Here is a 16,125-nt window from a genome sequence, read left to right as displayed (position 1 = left end):
GGCGCCCGTCAATGATTCTGGGTGCGGAGCTACACCGGTCGACATCGTTTCCCTGCGTCATCCCCTGCGAAGGCGAGGGATCCACGCGTTCAGCCATGTTTCGGGAAACCTGTGGATGGCCCGCCTGAAGCGGGCCATGACAATGGCGTAGGGACGCCTAGATGATCTTCTTCTCCCGCAATGTCCGGATCTCGTCGTCGGGCATGGAGAGAAGCTCGCGCAGCACCTCGTCCGTGTGCTGGCCGCAGGTGGGCGGGGCGAGGCGGTAGTCGACCGGGGTTTCGGAGAGCTTGACCGGGCTGCCGATGAGGTCGACATGGCCGGAGCCGGCGGCCGGATGCGGCATCGAGATCTTCATCTCGCGGGCCAGCACCTGGGGATCATTGAACACCTGGTCGATATTGTTGACCGGCCCCACGGGGACGCCCAGCGCCCCCAGCCCGTCGATCCAGTATTTCTGCGGCTGCTTCTCGGTGAGTTCATTGATCATCTGGTAGATGAGGCGCCGGTTGCGCACGCGCGCCGGGTTGGTCGAAAAGCGCTCGTCCTTGGCCCATTGAGGGACGCCGGCGAAGTCGCAGAATTTCTCGAACTGGCTGTCATTGCCGACGGCGAGGATGAAGAAGCCATCGGCACAGCGCACCACGGAATAGGGGACGATGTTGGGATGCTCGTTGCCGAGGCGCTTCGGCACCTCGCCCGAAGTGAGGTAGTGAAGGCCGATATTGGCAAGATAGCCGACCTGGGAATCCAAGAGGCTCATGTCGCAGAACTGGCCGCGGCCCGAGACCTGGCGATGATGCAGGGCAGCAAGGATCGCCACCGTGGAATAGATGCCGCAGACGATATCGGTGATGGCGACGCCGACCTTGGTCGGCTGGCCGTCGGGATCGCCGGTGACGCTCATGATGCCGCCCATGCCCTGGGCGAGGAAGTCGTAGCCAGCCAGTTTGGCATAGGGGCCGGTCTGGCCGAATCCGGTGATCGAACAGTAGATCAGGCGCGGATAGTCGTATTTGATCTGGTCATAGGCGAGGCCGTAGCGCGCCATGTCGCCGACCTTGAAATTCTCGACGAAGATGTCGCAGCGGGCGATCAGGCGCTTGGCGATCTCCTGCCCCTCGGGCTTGCCGACGTCGAGCGTCACCGAGCGCTTGTTGCGGTTGATCGAAAGGTAATAGCCGCTTTCGCTGGTATCATGGCCGGCGGCGTCCTTGACGAAGGGCGGGCCCCATTTGCGGGTATCGTCGCCGGCCCCCGGCCGCTCGATCTTGATGATATCGGCGCCAAGGTCGCCCAGGATCTGCGTCGCGGTGGGGCCGGCAAGGATGCGGCTGAGATCGAAGACGCGGATGCCCGCGAGCGGTCCTGACATGATGTGCCTCGAGAATGCGAGTTTGAGGTCAATGTCGAGGCTGGGGCGGGCAAAAGCAAGTTGGATTTCTAGGCGCGCTGCAGCCGGTCGAGGGCGCCCTGGAGAATGAAGGCGGCGGCGGATTGGTCGACCACGCGCGCGCGCTTGGCGCGGCTGAGATCGGCCGCCAGCATGTCCCGGGTGACGGCGACGGTCGAGAGGCGCTCGTCCCAGAAGAGGACGGGCAGGTCGCGGATCTTGGCGATATTGTTGGCGAACTGCCGCACCGACTGGCAGCGCGGTCCCTCGCTGCCGTCCATGTTGAGCGGCAGGCCGATGACGAGCCCGCCCACCTGGCGGTCGTCGACCAGTTTCAGCAGGTCGCGCGCATCCTCGGCGAATTTCCGGCGCCGGATCGTGGTGACCGGCGTTGCGATGTGGTGGCCGGGATCGCCCACCGCGACGCCGATGGTCTTCTCGCCGAGATCGAGGCCCATCAGGCGCTGGCCCTGTTGCAGCCGCGCCCGCAGTTCGGTGGGGGTGGTGACGATCACGCGCCGGTCACTCACGCGCCGGTCATTCGCCGAGCGGGCCGGGGGCGCCGTAGCTGCGGTCGCAATAGATCAGCGGCTTCACGTTGCGATGCTGCGCCGCCAGCACGAGGCCGATGAAGATGGTGTGGGAGCCCGCCTCGACGATTTCGTGGATGGTGCAATCGAGATTGGCGACCGCATCGACCAGCACCGGCGCACCGGTTTCCAGGCTGGTCCAGCCCGCGGCCTCGAAATCGAAGGGAACGCCGTTGCTGGGGCGACCGGCAAAGGTGTCGGCGAGATGGCTCTGCTCCACCGACAAGGCGTTGATGCAGAAGACGCCGTTGCGCCGGATGGTGGCGACACAGGGGCTGCGGCGGTTGACGCAGGCGAGGATGAGCGGCGGCTCCGCCGAGACCGAGGACATGGCGCTCACCGTCACGCCGACGCGGCCGGCCGGCCCGTCCGAGGTCACCACATTGACGGCAGTTGCCTGGACCCGCATCGCGCTGACGAAGGCTTCGGGGCTGACGGGGAGGGCCTCGTTCAACCGCTGGCCCAGCCCGGTGTTTTCGGCTGCGGCATCAGTCATCAAGGCGGTCCCTTCCAAGGCGATTCCCTCGCAAAAACATCATGCGGGACAGTCTGTCGCAGCGGGAGCCATTTAGAAAGTCGAATTCTGCGGGCATCTGGTTCGTCAAACTCTATGCAATTCGCTGGCCCTCAAGCGAGGACGGCCGCCTCCGCCGGCTGCCGCGAGCGGAGAAAGCCGATCGCCATCAGCACCGCCAGGAGCGAGAACAGCGCACCACCCCCGAATACCAGCAGCGATCCCTCGGCCACAACCCCCGTATCGAGCGGCCCGGCGAGCCCGGCGGCATTGCCGGCGAGCCCGGCGAGGGCGGCGCCAATGGCGGCACCGAGGCATTCCAGGGTCGGAATGGCGGTCGCGGTGGCGTCGCCCTGGCCATCGGGTGCTGCCGCCATCAGGCGCTGGTTGATGAAGGAATGCGATATGCCGAAGCCGATACCAATGAGGGCGAGGCCGATCCCGACCAGGATCAGCGGCTGGCTCGCCATGGTCACCGCGACGATGGCAAGGCCAAGTGCCAGCAGGGCCGGGCCCGCCAGGATGAAGCGGCCATGCCAGGTATCGCGGGCCTGGGCGACGGCGACGGCCGCGAGCGACCAGGTGACCGCATGAATGGCGCCGAAATATCCGGCCCAGGTGGGGGTGAGGCCGCGTTCAAGCTGCAGGATATAGGGCGTGTAGACGAAGACGCCGGCTTCGGCGAGCGGCATCAGGGTGAGGATCCAGAGGCCCCAGGAGACGCGGTGGCGCAGACCCGGGAACACGGTGGTGATGAGGTGCGTCGCCGACCGGCGGTCGAGTTTGAGCGCAAACGCCACCGCCAGGATACCGGCAGCGACCGCCAGAACGCCCGCCACGGCACTGCCCAGCCGGTCGGCGGCGGCGATGGCGATGACGCCCGCCGCCAGCAGCCCGACCCTGAGCAAGGGCGGGCGGCCGTGGAAGCTGCGCTGCGGTCGCTCGCGCAGGATCGCCCAGGCCAGCGCCATCATCGGCAGCGGCAGCAGCGCCGAACCGACAAAGGCGATGCGCCAGGAGAACAACTCGGTCAGGACTCCGCCGATGAGGGGGCCGAGAAAGACTGCCCCGCCCCAGGTTGCCGCCAGCGTGCCGAAGACGCGCGGTACCAGCCGGTTGTCGAACAATTCCCGCGTCAGCACATAGGAAAGGGCGATGAGGACGCCCTCGCCGAGGCCCTGTATCGCGCGGCCCACCAGGATGAGGGCGATGCCCGGTGCCACGGCCTGCACCGCGCCGCCGATGACCACCACAATGCCGGCGCCGAGCATGGCGTCGCGGGCGCCATAGCGGCCCTTGAGGATCGCCGTCACGGCGCCGCCCAGGATGGTGGTCACGAGATAGAGGCTGCCGGTCCAGCTGAGATACTCGGCCCCGCCGACATCGCCGATCGCGGTCGGCATGGCGGTCGAGGCCAGATACCAGATGACGGCATGCAGTCCGACGCCGAGATTGACCAGGGCCAGGGGGGCAAAATTGGCGCGGGTGAGCAGGCGGGGCAACGGCCGGGTCGCTTCTGCGGTGGTCGTTTCCCCAGTTTTTTCGGTCGACATGCTGGCCCCTGATTCGCGCATTGGCTTGCGCAATTGTCTTGTGGCGACTGGCTTGACGGGAAGCTAGGGCCGATAATAAAAAAAGTAAATGCTTACTAAAATTCGATCCAGCATAGTGGGGCCATGAACGATTTCGGACCGACCCGGGTGTTGCACGTGCTGAAAGCCGAGGGGCCGCTGACCGCGGCCCGGGTCGGCCAGCGCCTCGAAATGACGGCGGTGGGGGCCCGGCAACATCTCAACCGCCTCTGCGCCGCGGGCCTCGTCACCTTCGAGGACCGGCGCCAGGGCATCGGCCGGCCGCAGCGCCTGTGGTCGCTGAGCGCGCAGGGCGAGGCGCATTTCGATGACCGCCATCGCGATCTGGCGTCGGAACTGCTCAACGCCATTGTCGTCGCCCATGGCGAAGCCGGCCTTGATGCCATCCTGGCGGCGCGGGAGGCGCAGCAAGTGCGGCGCTATCGCGAAAGTCTCAGCGGTGCACGAAATGTGGCCGAGCGGGTGCAGCGCCTGACCGATCTCCGGCGCATCGACGGCTATATGGCGGAGTGCCGCGCCGGTGATGATGGCGGCTGGCTGATGACCGAGCATCACTGCCCGATCGCCCAGGCGGCGAGGGCCTGTACCGGCCTGTGCGGCGCCGAGTTGCACCTTTTCCAGCAGGTGCTGGGCGAGGATGTCACGGTCACGCGCACCCAGCACATGCTGGGTGGCGACCGGTGCTGTGCCTATCTGGTCGAGGAGCGCGCGAACGCGAATTAGTCCCCCTCACCCTCTCCCGCGCGGGGAGAAGGTGAGGGGGCTTCCCTTACTTCACGCCGAGATCCTTGGCGGTCGAATCGAGTGCTGCGCGGAACAGCTTGATGCATTCGTCGACGTGATCCCTGGTCCAGGTCAGCGGCGGCGAGAGCAGCATGGTGTCGCGGGTGGCGCGCATGATGAGGTTGTTCTTGACGCAGTGGTCGCGGCAGATCGTGCCGGTCTTCCCCAGCGGCTCGAAGGTCTTGTGGGTCTTCTTGTCCTGGACCAGCTCGATCGCGGCCATCAGGCCCAGCGAGCGCACTTCGCCCACCAGCGGGTGGTCCTGCAACTCGGCGAGGCGCTGGGCGAGATAGGGGCCAGTCACGTCGCGCACGTTCTCGACCAGCTTCTCCTCGCGGATGATGCGGATGTTCTCGATCGCCACGGCGCAGGAGACCGGGTGGCCGGAATAGGTGAAGCCGTGGTTGAAATCGCCGAACGAGTTGAGCACCTCGGCGACGCGGTCGGCCACCATGATGGCGGACAAGGGCATGTAGCCGGAGGTAAGGCCCTTGGCCAGCGTCATGAAATCGGCCTCGATGTTGTAGTATTCCGAGGCGAACATGTAGCCGGTGCGGCCGAAGCCGCAGATCACCTCGTCGGCGATCAGCAGCAGGTCGTATTTCCGGCAGATCTTCTGGATCTCCGGCCAGTAGGTCGCGGGCGGGATGATGACGCCGCCGGCGCCCTGGATCGGCTCGCCGATGAAGGCGGCGACATTCTCGGCACCCAGTTCAAGGATGCGGTCCTCGAGCGCCTTGGCCGCGGCCTTGCCGAAATCTTCCGGGCTCATATCCTTGCCCTCGCCATACCAGTAGGGCTGGCGGATATGGCTGTGGCCCGGCAGCGGCAAATCGGCCAGTTCGTGCATATAGTTCATGCCGCCGAGGCTGGCTGCGACCATGGTCGAGCCGTGATAGCCGTTCCAGCGGCTGATGATGGTCTTCTTCTTCGGCTGCTTCTTCAGGTTCCAGTAGGTGCGCACCATGCGCACGATGGTGTCGTTCGCATCCGAGCCGGAGAGGCCGTAGAAGACGTGGTTGAACTGCTTCGGCGTCATCTCGACCAGCAGTTTGGAGAGTTCCGCCACCGGCGGATGCGTGGTCTTGAAGAACGTGTTGTAGTAGGGCAGCTCGAGGAGCTGCTCGCGCGCCACTTCGGCAATCGACTTGCGGCCATAGCCGATATTGACGCACCACAGGCCGGCGAAGGCGTCGAGTATCTTGTTGCCGTCGGAATCGTAGAGATAGGTGCCTTCCGCCCGGGTGATCACCTTGGCGCCGACGCGACCCAACTCGGCGTGGTCGGTGAAGGGATGCAGGTGCTGGCGGTCCTGGGCCTGCCATTCGGCGGTGCTGTTGCGTTTGGTCTGGGTGGTCATGGTGAATTCCTTCCGGTGAAAACGAGTGATCGATCGGCAATGATGCGGTCACCCCTTCACGGGTTGAAATTCACCCGTGCGGTCAGGATCAGAATTTCCCGGCGCCGCGAAAACCGGCTCATCGCCGCCTCGATCGAGGCGGCGATGCTCACCAGCTTTTTTCCGGTCCGGCTCGTCATCGCTCAGACATTGAGCAGCAGATGCTCGCGTTCCCACGAGCTGATGACGTTCTGATAGGCCTCAAGCTCGGCCATCTTCACGATCCACAGCGCCTTGATGAACTTCTCGCCAAGGAGCGGGCGGATCGGCTTGCAGCCCATGAATCGGTGCAGGGCCTCCTGCGCCGTCTTCGGCAGCGTATGCGCCATGCGATAGGCGCTGCCCTCGATCTGGTTGGTCGGCTTCAGCCGCTCGGTCATGCCGAGATAGCCGGCCACCAGCGAGGCGGCAATGGCGAGATACGGGTTGGCGTCGGCACCGGCCAGCCGGTTCTCGATGCGCCGGCCGCCGCCACTGGAGACCGGGACGCGCAGGCCGCAGGAACGATTGTCGACACCCCATTGCACGTTGATGGGGGCGTCGAACTGCGGCCGCAGGCGGCGATACGAATTGACGTTCGGCGCCAGCATCGGGATGAGGTAGGGCAGATAGCGCTGTAGGCCGGCCACATGGGCGCGGAACAGGGCGGTATCGCGACCCTTGGAATCGGCGAACAGGTTCTTGCCGGTCCGTTTCTCGACCACCGATTGGTGGATATGCATCGAGGAGCCGGGCTGGTTGGCCAGCGGCTTCGACATGAAGGTGGCATAGACGCCATGCTTCATCGCGGCATGCCGCACCGTGCGCTTAAACAGGAAGGCCTGGTCGGCCAGTTCCAGCGGGCTACCGTGGTTGAAGTTGATCTCCATCTGCGCCGAGCCTGATTCATGCACCAGCGTGTCGACATCGATCTCGGAGCGTTCGCAGTAGTCGTAGACGTCCTCGAAGATATGGTCGAACTCGTTGACCGCATCGATGCCGTAGGCCTGGCTGCCGGTCTCGGCGCGGCCCGACTTGCCGACCGGCGGCACCAGCGGCAGGTCGGGATCGGTGTTGACCTGGACCAGATAGAATTCCAGTTCAGGCGCGACGATCGGCTTCCAGCCCTTGTCGTCATATAGTTCCAGCACGCGCTTCAGGACATAGCGCGACGCGTGCTCGACCGGCCGGTCCTCGCTGTCAAAGCAGTCGTGGATCACCTGCGCCGTCGGGTCCTGGTACCAGGGCACGATGCGGATGGTGTCGGGGTCGGGGCGCAGATAGACGTCCGGGTCCTGGTAGGAGCCGATATCGTCCTCGTCGATGTCCGGATATTCGCCGGTGACGGTCTGCAGGAAGACCGAGGAAGGCAGGCGCAGGCCGTCGTCGCGCACACCCTTCATGAACTTGGTGGCGGGCAGGATCTTGCCGCGCGGGATGCCGTTCATGTCGGGGATGAGGCACTCGACCTCATCCACTTTTCGTTCCGTGATCCAATCGTCCAAATACTTCATGATGAAGAACCGTTTTTCTCAAATTTGATGGTCGCATATGACCTTGGTCGCCGGACCGGAAAAAGGGCCGGCAATGCCCGCAAAACCTAGCCGATGGCCGTGATTTTGTCCAAGGAGGCCCGCCATGCAGCCCACGCCGGGGCCGCCATGCGTGGCAAGCACGGCATCATATGAATTAACGAATCGACCAAGAAAAACGGCGGAGATCCAGGGATCTCCGCCGTTACATGCGCCAGTGGCGTTGTCGCCTCAGAGGCCGAGTCAGAGGCCGAGGGCTTCGGCCGCCGGGACGTATTTCTTCTTCAGGTCGTCCGCAACCGCCTTGTAGGTGATCTTGCCCTCGTGGACATTGAGGCCGTTCATCAGATGCGGGTCGTCGGCCAGCGCCTTCTTGGCGCCCTTGTCGGCCAATGCCAGCGCGAAGGGCAGGGTGGCGTTGTTGAGGGCGAAGGTCGAGGTGCGGCTCAAGCCCCCCGGCATGTTGGCGACGCAATAGTGGATGACCCCGTCAACCACATAGACCGGATCGGCATGGGTGGTTGCCTTCGAGGTTTCGAAGCAGCCACCCTGGTCGATGGCAATGTCGACCACGACCGAACCGGGGCGCATCTGCTTGATCATCTTGCGGGTGACCAGCTTGGGGGCCGCGGCACCCGGCACCAGCACGGCGCCGATGACGAGATCCGCGTTCACCACATGCTCCTCGATCGCGTCGAGGGTCGAGTAGCAGGTATAGACCTTGGAGCCGAACATCTCGTCCAGCTGGCGCAGGCGGTCGACCGAGCGGTCGATCACCGTCACATTGGCTTCCATGCCCATGGCCATGCGCACCGCATTGGTGCCCGAGACGCCGCCGCCGATGACGACAACCTTGGCGGGTGCCACGCCCGGCACGCCGCCCAGCAGGATGCCGGCGCCGCCCTGGGCCTTTTCGAGGTAATGCGCGCCGACCTGGACCGACATGCGCCCGGCCACTTCCGACATCGGCGCCAGCAGCGGCAGGCCGCCGCGCGGGGATGTGATGGTCTCGTAGGCGATGGCGGTGCAGCCCGACTTGATGAGGCCTTCGGTCTGCACGGGGTCCGGCGCCAGGTGCAGATAGGTGTAGAGGATCTGGCCCTTGCGCAGCATCTTGGTTTCGCGCGGCTGCGGCTCCTTCACCTTCACGATCATGTCGGCCTTGGCGAAAACGTCCTCGGCCGATTTGGCGATGCTGGCGCCGGCCGCCTTGTAGGCGCGGTCGTCGAGGCCGATGCCCTCGCCGGCACCGGTCTGCACCACGACCTTGTGGCCGTGATGGATGAGTTCGCGGACACTCGAAGGAATGAGGCCGACGCGATACTCGTGATTCTTGATTTCCTTAGGAACGCCGATAAGCATGGGTCTTCTCCAATAATCGACGGACCGGCCGGGCATTCTTGCGTCCCGGCCGGTCCGTACCTTGCAGCAAAATCAGTCGATCGACTTCAGCACGTCCGCCAGGATCGAGACGGCCTGGTCGACATGGCTCTTTTCCACGATGAAGGGCGGCGACATGGCGATGATGTCGCCGGTAACGCGGATCAGCATGCCCTTCTCGTAAGCCTTGAGGAACGCATCCATGGCGCGCGCACCCGGCTTGCCGGGACGCGATTCAAGCTCGATGGCGCCGATCAGGCCGATGTTCCTGAGATCGATGACATGCCGTGTGCCCTTGAGGCTGTGGATCGCGTTTTCCCAATAGGGGGTGATTTCCTTCACCCGGTCGAACAGGCCCTCATTCTTGTAGATGTCGAGGACGGCGAGGCCGGCGGCGCAGGCGACCGGATGCGCGGAATAGGTATAGCCGTGGAACAGCTCGATCGCGTTCTCGGCCGAGGTCTCCATGAAAGTATCGTAGATCTGCTTGGAGACGATGACGCCGCCCATCGGGATAGCGCCGTTGGTGAGGCCCTTGGCGCAGGTGATGAGGTCGGGCGTGACGCCGAAATAGTCGGCGCCGAAATTGGTGCCCAGACGGCCGAAGCCGCAGATGACCTCGTCGAAAATCAGCAGGATGCCGTGCTTGGTGCAGATCTCGCGCAGCTTCTCGAGATAGCCCTTGGGCGGAATGAGGACGCCGGTCGAACCAGCCACCGGCTCGACGATGACGGCGGCGATGGAGCTGGCGTCATGCAACGCCACCAAGCGCTCGAGGTCGTCGGCGAGATGCGCGCCCCAGGCGGGCTGACCCTTGGAATAGGCCATTTCCTTGGCGTTGTAGGTGTGCGGCAGGTGATCGATTCCGCCCAGCGCCGTGCCGAACCACTTGCGGTTGTTGACCATGCCGCCGACCGAAATGCCGCCGAAGCCGACGCCGTGATAGCCGCGCTCGCGGCCGATCAGGCGCGTCCGGGTGCCTTGGCCCTTGGCGCGCTGATAGGCGAGCGCGATCTTGAGGGCGGTGTCGACCGATTCGGAACCGGAATTAGTGAAGAAGACGTGGTCGAGGCCGGTCGGCGCCAGGGCCGCCACGCGCGAGGCGAGTTCGAAGGCGGCCGGGTGGCCCATCTGGAAGGGGGGCGAATAGTCGAGTTCCTGGATCTGGTGCGAGACCGCCTCAGAAATCTCGCGGCGACCGTGACCCGCATTCACGCACCAGAGGCCGGCGGTGGCGTCGAGCACCTGCTTGCCGTCGATATTGGTGAAATGCATGCCCTCCGCCTTCACGAAGAGCCGCGGATTGGCCTTGAAATGCCGGTTCGACGTGAACGGCATGAAGAAGGCCTCGAGATTGTTCGGGGTCGGCTTGAACTGGGTCGCCTCGAAGGATTTCGGGGAAATGCTGGACATGGGCTGAGCCTCGGGCTGGTTGGATGCGCGGACCTTATCACGCTTAACAAAATAAACAAGCGGCAGTCTTCGAGATTGGATTGGTGCAAGAATACCGGACAAAACCATTGAAACAGGAAATAATGTGATTAATATATTTATCGACACCCCTCAAGTGTTAAGCAAAGACATGCAGTCATGAACGATCTCTCCGATGGTTTCGATCTGGGCGCGCGCCTGAAGGCGCTGCGCGATTCCCATGGCATGTCTCAGCGGGAACTCGCCAAACGTGCCGGCGTCTCCAATGCCATCATCTCGATGATCGAGCAGAACCGCTCCTCGCCCTCGGTCGGCATGCTGAAGAAGCTGCTGGACGGGTTTCCCATGAGCCTCGCCGAATTCTTTGCCGACGATCTGAAGCCGCGGCCGCAGATTTTCTTCGCCGCCAGCGAGTTGGTGGAGCTGGCCGGCGGGGCGGTTTCCTATCGCCAGGTCGGCAAGGACATGACCGGCAAGGCGATCCAGTTGATGCATGAGCGCTACCAGCCCGGGGCCGATACCGGTGGCCAGATGCTGAGCCACGAGGCGGAGGAGGGCGGGGTCATCATCCGCGGCCGCCTGGAGGTCACCGTGGGTGACCAGGTCCGGGTGCTTGGGCCCGGCGATGCCTATTATTTCGACAGCCGCATTCCGCACCGCTTCCGCAATGTCGGGACCGAGGAATGCGAGGTGGTGACGGCCAATTCCCCGCCCAGTTTCTGAGCCGGCGGCCCACCTGGCTCCAACTTAACGGCGCGACTGGCCCGGCGCGGGCCCGGCGGGCGCGAGCCTCCTGTCCTGGTACAGTGTCCGGAAAGGGCGCGCCGCGGGCCGTCACAATTGCGTCATCGATTGCGCCTCATGATCGCCCGTCCGAATCCCGTCAGGATCGGGCTGAAACCGGGGCCGCCCGGCGCCTTTTCGGGGAAAAAGCTGCGGCCAGTGGCGTCCATCCGGCCGCAATCGGCACGGCCCGGTGATTCCGCCTAGGGTGGCATTTGGCGAGATTTTTGACCGCAATGGTGTAGTATGCCGGCGGCTGGGGGGGGACAGGCTCATAAACATTTGCTTTTACAATTTGAAATACGGAAATAGGATTCGGACCGTTTAACGGACCGAGTTGAGTTCCGGGCCAACCAAGATCAAAACCTCGCGGCCGGCATGGCGCCAGCCGCTTTCAGGGAGCACAACCAAGATGACCAAGAAGGTTATGACATCCGCGCAACAGACGATGCGGGCGGCACTCCTCAACCGCCGCACCGTTCTCAAATCGGCTGCCGCCATCGGCGCCGTGGGCCTTGCCGCCCCGATGTTCTCGAGGAACGCCTTCTCCTCCTCGGGCGAGCTCAACCTGCTCATGTGGTCGGACGAATTCCCCGATCCGGTGATCCCGAACTTCGAGGCGGCGACCGGCATCAAGGTGAACCAGACCCCGTTCTCGCAGAACGAGGAGCAGATCAACAAGCTGCAGGCGACCGGCGGCGAAGGCTTCGACCTCTGCCAGCCGACCCGCAACCGTGCGCCGCAGTACAAGGATCTCGGTGTCCTCGCGCCGTTCGACATGAACAAGATCACCAATACCGGCAACCTGATCCCGTCGTTCCTGAAGAGCGCCGAGGAGCTGTGGACCTGGGAAGACGGCATGTACTACGTCCCCCATGTCTGGGGCACGGAAGCGCTGTCCTATCGCACCGACCTCTATCCTGGCGACGTCAACAACCTCAGCTTCGGCTCGCTGTGGGACGAGGCGGTCAAGGGCCATACCCAGGGCCGCGGCCATTCCTTCCTGCTCGGCATCGGCCTGTGGTGGGACGGCTCGGGCAAGATGCCGACCAACCGCATGCTCGACGGCTACAAGGACGAGGACAGCTTCAAGAAGGTGTGGGATCCGATCCTCGCCTTTGCGATCGAGAACAAGTCCTTCGTCAAGCAGTTCTGGGATTCGGCCGATAACACCAAGTCGGGCCTGATGGAGAACGATGTCTGGATCGGCCAGACCTGGGACGGCCCGGTCCTCTCGCTCAAAAAGGAAGGCAAGCCGGTCAACTACACGGCCCCCAAGGAAGGCGCCATCGCCTGGCTCGACGGCCTCTCCCGGCTCTCGGCCTCCAAGAACGACGAGCAGATCTACGCCTTCATCAACTACCTGCTGACCCCGGAAGTCTCCGGCCAGCTGGCGGAAGGCTCCGGCTACAACCCGGTGATCACCGGCGCCGACGCCTTCACCTCGGATGTCTACAAGAAGAACTTCCAGGATGCCTTCCCGGGCGATGCCCTCGCGAAGGTCTGGCACTGGCCGGCGGAACCCAGCTGGTACGCGGAAATCCGCAGCCAGTACGTGCAGCAGTTCCAGGCGGCCTAAGCCGAATTGGCAAGCAGAAGGTCAGCCCCGGTTCGCCGGGGCTGACTTTTCTTTTTGTGGCCACAATCCGATTTTTCGTGGCGGCAGATTTGTGCAAAGCGTCAATCCCGCTTGATCTCGCCGGATCAAGAGGGGAAACTCGGCGCTCATTCCAAAACAAGAAGAAACAATCAAGAACAGGGTAGGGCAGATATATGAGTGCGGGCGTCGAGCTTGACCACATTACGGTCCGCTTCGGTGATTTCACGGCAGTCGACAACGCAACCCTCGACATCAAGGGCGGCGAGTTTTTCTCGTTCCTCGGCCCGTCCGGCTGCGGCAAGACGACGATCCTGCGCACGGTCTCGGGCTTCCTGGAGCCGTCCGAGGGACGCGTGCGGATCGGCGGCCAGGACATGGCCGGGATCGGTCCCAACAAGCGCCCGACGGCCCTCATCTTCCAGAACCTGGCGCTGTTTCCGTTGATGAGCGTTGCCGAGAACATCAGCTATGGACTGCGCGTGCGTGGTGCCGGCAAGGCCGAGCGGCGCAGGAAGGCCGACGAATTGCTGGACCTGATCGCCCTGCCGGGCCAGGGCGACAAGCTGGTGAGCGAGTTGTCCGGTGGCCAGAAGCAGCGCGTCGCCATCGCCCGCGCACTCGCAGTCGAGCCCAAGGTGCTGCTGCTGGACGAGCCCCTGTCGGCGCTCGACCTGAAATTGCGCCAGCACATGCGCGCCGAACTGCGCGCCATTCAGCAGAAGGTCGGCATCACCTTCATCTACATCACCCACGACCAGGGCGAGGCGCTGACCATGTCGGACCGCATCGCGGTCATGAGCGACGGCGTCATCCAGCAGGTCGGCGACGGCAAGGCGGTGTACGACCAGCCGCAGACGGCCTTCGTCGCGTCCTTCGTCGGCGAGAACAATCCCTTTCCCGGGACGATCACCCGCGCCGAGAACGGCTATGCCGTGATCGAAACCGCCTTCGGGCCGTTGCGCGGGCGCAACCCCCAGGGGCTAGCCGCCGGGTCGCGCGGCATCCTGTTCGTGCGGCCGGAATCGCTGCAGCTGGGGCAGGGAAGCGCCGACGCCACGCTGTCATCGACGGTGACCAATGTCGCCTTCGAGGGCCACATGACCCATGTCTATCTGAACGGCCAGGCGAAGAAGGAGATCATCGTCACGGTCGGCCGCCTGGGGGGCGCCGCCATCCCCGCACCGCACACCACCACGCCGATCAGTTACGATGCCGAACTGGGGCTGATCCTGCCGGAAGGGATGCTTGCCCGTGAGTAGCCGCGCAATCGTCTTCATCATCCCGGTCATCGTCATCGCCATCTTCTGGCTGATGGCGCGCCGCGAGGCGCGCCGCAACCCGGATCCCACCCGCAAGAGCTTCTTCGAGCGCAACGGCAAGGCGCTGGGCATCGTCTTCATCGCCCTGGTCGCGTTCTGGACCCTGTTCCTGGTGGCGCTGCCCTATCTCTACATGGTGGTGGAAAGCTTCCACCCGGCCCTGCCGCCGACCAAGCGCGGCGGTCCGGACGACGTGTTGACCGTCGCGCAATACTCGTCCTTCGTGATCAACCCGATCGGCGACCAGGTGAACTGGCTGCACATGAAGGCGCTGGTCTTTTCGATCCTCGTCTCGATGGCGGTCACCTTCCTCAATTTCTGCATCTGCTATCCGCTGGCCTTCTATATGGCGCAGGCCGGCACGGCGCAGAAGGTCCGCCTCCTAATGCTTGGCCTCATCGTGCCCTACTGGGTGAACGAGATTCTGCGCGCCTTCTCGCTGCGCCTCCTGCTGGCCTCGAAGGGCCTCATCAACCAGGCGCTGATGGGTATCGGCATCACCGACGCGCCGATCGACTTCCTCGGCAACAATACCGGCCTCTATGTGGGCCTCTCCTACGCCTATCTGCTGGTGATGATGTTCCCGCTCTACAACGCGATCGAGAGCCTGGACAAGAACCAGATCGAGGCGGCGCGCGACCTCGGCGCGCCCTGGTGGCGCATCCACTGGGACGTCGTCATTCCCTATGCCAAGCCCGGCATCGCTTCCGGCTGCACCATGGTCTTCATGCTTTCGGTGGGTTCGCTGGCGGCACCCCAGTTCCTGGGCGGGCCGCGCGTGCTGTGGTTCACCGCCATCATCTATGACTTCTTCTTCCAGAGCTTCAACTGGCCGCGCGGCGCCGCCTATGCCTTCATCATGCTGGTGGTGTGCATCGCGCTGGTGATGGGGATGCTGCGACTATTCAAGGTCTCTCTCGGGGAGGCCATAAAATGAGCTCGCGCATGATCATGCGGGGGATGATCGGCTTCTACATCCTCCTCTTCTTCGGCTATCTGTTCGGCCCGCTCGTGGTCATGAGCATCACGGCCTTCAACACCCCGAGCTATCCGGCCGCGTATCCGTTCGAGGCCTTCACCCTCGACTGGTTCGTCAAGCTGTGGAACCACCGCAACATGATGGACGGCCTCAAGAACTCGATCATCATCGGCATCGGCGTTGTCGCCATTTCGGTGCCGGTGGGCCTTGCTGCCTCGATCATCATGAGCCAGATCTACCACCGGGCGCGCAGCCTCTATTACCTCATCACCATCTCGCCGCTGCTGACCCCCGGCGTCATCATCGGCATCTCGACGGTGATCTTCTGGCGCGACGTGCTGAGCGTCACCGACGTCACCCGCTCCATGTTCTACAATGGCATGGTGCTGACCGTACTCGGCCAGGCCAGCTTCATCTCGGCCTATTGCCTGCTGATCTTCATGGCCCGGCTGACCCGCTTCGACCGCGCGCAGGAGGAGGCGGCGCTCGACCTCGGCGCCTCCTATCCGCAGGTGTTCTGGCACATCCTGCTGCCGTTCCTCAAACCCGCCGTGGTCTCGGCTATCGTCATCGCCTTCCTGACCTCGTTCGAGAACTACAACACCACCACCTTCGCGATCCTGGCCGACAAGACCCTGGTGACGGTCCTGGCCGGTGAAGTGCGGCAGGGGACGACGCCCGCCCTCTCGGCGCTCGCCGTCATCATCATCGCCATATCGGTAGTCGGCGCGGTACTCTACGAAGTGGTGAAGCGGCGCGAGCAGATGCAGGCCGAGCGCGCCCAGCGTCAGGCCATCCTGGCCGAGCGCGGCGAGGTGGCGGCCGTCGCCTGATGCGTACCTGAAGTCCCG

The 16,125-nt window shown here is 64.0% G+C and carries 14 protein-coding genes; 6 read left to right on the top strand and 8 right to left on the bottom strand.

The window, feature by feature from the left end:
* Window positions 1–157: 157 nt before the first annotated feature.
* The 4 genes from A8950_RS14300 to A8950_RS14285 all read right to left on the bottom strand — a co-directional run bounded on the left by A8950_RS14300 (window position 158) and on the right by A8950_RS14285 (window position 4,050).
* Window positions 158–1,375, bottom strand: coding sequence for a CaiB/BaiF CoA transferase family protein (locus A8950_RS14300; protein ID WP_133614352.1), 1,218 nt, complete (start codon window positions 1,373–1,375; stop codon window positions 158–160).
* Window positions 1,376–1,443: 68 nt separating this feature from the next.
* Window positions 1,444–1,851 (bottom strand): Holliday junction resolvase RuvX, encoded by a 408-nt coding sequence (gene ruvX, locus A8950_RS14295; protein WP_243735656.1) that lies wholly within the window; start codon window positions 1,849–1,851, stop codon window positions 1,444–1,446.
* Between the two features lie 79 nt (window positions 1,852–1,930).
* On the bottom strand, window positions 1,931–2,479 hold the full coding sequence (locus A8950_RS14290; RefSeq protein WP_133614351.1) for a flavin reductase family protein: 549 nt from the start codon (window positions 2,477–2,479) through the stop codon (window positions 1,931–1,933).
* 131 nt (window positions 2,480–2,610) lie between these two features.
* Window positions 2,611–4,050, bottom strand: coding sequence for an MFS transporter (locus A8950_RS14285; RefSeq protein ID WP_166645187.1), 1,440 nt, complete (start codon window positions 4,048–4,050; stop codon window positions 2,611–2,613).
* A 123-nt stretch (window positions 4,051–4,173) separates the two neighbouring features.
* On the opposite strand from A8950_RS14285, the gene A8950_RS14280 reads away from it, so the two are divergent.
* The gene (locus tag A8950_RS14280; protein ID WP_133614349.1) at window positions 4,174–4,812 is read left to right on the top strand and encodes a helix-turn-helix transcriptional regulator; all 639 of its coding nucleotides are present in this window, start codon (window positions 4,174–4,176) and stop codon (window positions 4,810–4,812) included.
* Window positions 4,813–4,858: 46 nt separating this feature from the next.
* On the opposite strand, the gene A8950_RS14275 is transcribed toward A8950_RS14280, so the two are convergent.
* The 4 genes from A8950_RS14275 to A8950_RS14260 all read right to left on the bottom strand — a co-directional run bounded on the left by A8950_RS14275 (window position 4,859) and on the right by A8950_RS14260 (window position 10,575).
* Complete coding sequence (locus tag A8950_RS14275; RefSeq protein ID WP_133614348.1) at window positions 4,859–6,232, bottom strand: aspartate aminotransferase family protein; 1,374 nt, start codon at window positions 6,230–6,232, stop codon at window positions 4,859–4,861.
* A gap of 182 nt (window positions 6,233–6,414) precedes the next feature.
* Window positions 6,415–7,764 (bottom strand): glutamine synthetase family protein, encoded by a 1,350-nt coding sequence (locus tag A8950_RS14270; protein WP_133614347.1) that lies wholly within the window; start codon window positions 7,762–7,764, stop codon window positions 6,415–6,417.
* 261 nt (window positions 7,765–8,025) lie between these two features.
* Complete coding sequence (gene ald, locus A8950_RS14265; RefSeq protein WP_133614346.1) at window positions 8,026–9,144, bottom strand: alanine dehydrogenase; 1,119 nt, start codon at window positions 9,142–9,144, stop codon at window positions 8,026–8,028.
* 72 nt (window positions 9,145–9,216) lie between these two features.
* The gene (locus tag A8950_RS14260; RefSeq protein ID WP_133614345.1) at window positions 9,217–10,575 is read right to left on the bottom strand and encodes an aspartate aminotransferase family protein; all 1,359 of its coding nucleotides are present in this window, start codon (window positions 10,573–10,575) and stop codon (window positions 9,217–9,219) included.
* Window positions 10,576–10,752: 177 nt separating this feature from the next.
* On the opposite strand from A8950_RS14260, the gene A8950_RS14255 reads away from it, so the two are divergent.
* The 5 genes from A8950_RS14255 to A8950_RS14235 all read left to right on the top strand — a co-directional run bounded on the left by A8950_RS14255 (window position 10,753) and on the right by A8950_RS14235 (window position 16,107).
* Window positions 10,753–11,316: a cupin domain-containing protein gene (locus A8950_RS14255; RefSeq protein ID WP_133614344.1), complete on the top strand. Its 564-nt coding sequence runs from the start codon at window positions 10,753–10,755 to the stop codon at window positions 11,314–11,316.
* Window positions 11,317–11,788: 472 nt separating this feature from the next.
* Window positions 11,789–12,955, top strand: coding sequence for an extracellular solute-binding protein (locus tag A8950_RS14250; protein WP_133614343.1), 1,167 nt, complete (start codon window positions 11,789–11,791; stop codon window positions 12,953–12,955).
* A gap of 194 nt (window positions 12,956–13,149) precedes the next feature.
* On the top strand, window positions 13,150–14,235 hold the full coding sequence (locus tag A8950_RS14245; RefSeq protein ID WP_133614342.1) for an ABC transporter ATP-binding protein: 1,086 nt from the start codon (window positions 13,150–13,152) through the stop codon (window positions 14,233–14,235).
* Window positions 14,228–15,232, top strand: a complete 1,005-nt coding sequence (locus A8950_RS14240) for an ABC transporter permease (RefSeq protein WP_243735648.1) — start codon at window positions 14,228–14,230, stop codon at window positions 15,230–15,232. The genes A8950_RS14245 and A8950_RS14240 overlap by 8 nt, the downstream gene beginning before the upstream one ends.
* The gene (locus A8950_RS14235; protein ID WP_133614341.1) at window positions 15,229–16,107 is read left to right on the top strand and encodes an ABC transporter permease; all 879 of its coding nucleotides are present in this window, start codon (window positions 15,229–15,231) and stop codon (window positions 16,105–16,107) included. The genes A8950_RS14240 and A8950_RS14235 overlap by 4 nt, the downstream gene beginning before the upstream one ends.
* Window positions 16,108–16,125 lie beyond the last annotated feature (18 nt).

Source organism: Dongia mobilis (genome assembly GCF_004363235.1).
GTDB lineage: Bacteria > Pseudomonadota > Alphaproteobacteria > Dongiales > Dongiaceae > Dongia > Dongia mobilis.
The sequence above is the reverse complement of the archived record's forward strand: the minus strand, read 5'-3'. Positions and strand labels throughout refer to the sequence as shown.

What these genes read in the sequence shown, in the direction of transcription:
- A8950_RS14300 (WP_133614352.1), bottom strand. Translation starts at nt 1,375, where the DNA reads ATGTCAGGACCGCTCGCGGGCATCCGCGTCTTCGATCTCAGCCGCATC.
- ruvX (WP_243735656.1), bottom strand. Translation starts at nt 1,851, where the DNA reads ATGGGCCTCGATCTCGGCGAGAAGACCATCGGCGTCGCGGTGGGCGAT.
- A8950_RS14290 (WP_133614351.1), bottom strand. Translation starts at nt 2,479, where the DNA reads ATGACTGATGCCGCAGCCGAAAACACCGGGCTGGGCCAGCGGTTGAAC.
- A8950_RS14285 (WP_166645187.1), bottom strand. Translation starts at nt 4,050, where the DNA reads ATGTCGACCGAAAAAACTGGGGAAACGACCACCGCAGAAGCGACCCGG.
- A8950_RS14280 (WP_133614349.1), top strand. Translation starts at nt 4,174, where the DNA reads ATGAACGATTTCGGACCGACCCGGGTGTTGCACGTGCTGAAAGCCGAG.
- A8950_RS14275 (WP_133614348.1), bottom strand. Translation starts at nt 6,232, where the DNA reads ATGACCACCCAGACCAAACGCAACAGCACCGCCGAATGGCAGGCCCAG.
- A8950_RS14270 (WP_133614347.1), bottom strand. Translation starts at nt 7,764, where the DNA reads ATGAAGTATTTGGACGATTGGATCACGGAACGAAAAGTGGATGAGGTC.
- ald (WP_133614346.1), bottom strand. Translation starts at nt 9,144, where the DNA reads ATGCTTATCGGCGTTCCTAAGGAAATCAAGAATCACGAGTATCGCGTC.
- A8950_RS14260 (WP_133614345.1), bottom strand. Translation starts at nt 10,575, where the DNA reads ATGTCCAGCATTTCCCCGAAATCCTTCGAGGCGACCCAGTTCAAGCCG.
- A8950_RS14255 (WP_133614344.1), top strand. Translation starts at nt 10,753, where the DNA reads ATGAACGATCTCTCCGATGGTTTCGATCTGGGCGCGCGCCTGAAGGCG.
- A8950_RS14250 (WP_133614343.1), top strand. Translation starts at nt 11,789, where the DNA reads ATGACCAAGAAGGTTATGACATCCGCGCAACAGACGATGCGGGCGGCA.
- A8950_RS14245 (WP_133614342.1), top strand. Translation starts at nt 13,150, where the DNA reads ATGAGTGCGGGCGTCGAGCTTGACCACATTACGGTCCGCTTCGGTGAT.
- A8950_RS14235 (WP_133614341.1), top strand. Translation starts at nt 15,229, where the DNA reads ATGAGCTCGCGCATGATCATGCGGGGGATGATCGGCTTCTACATCCTC.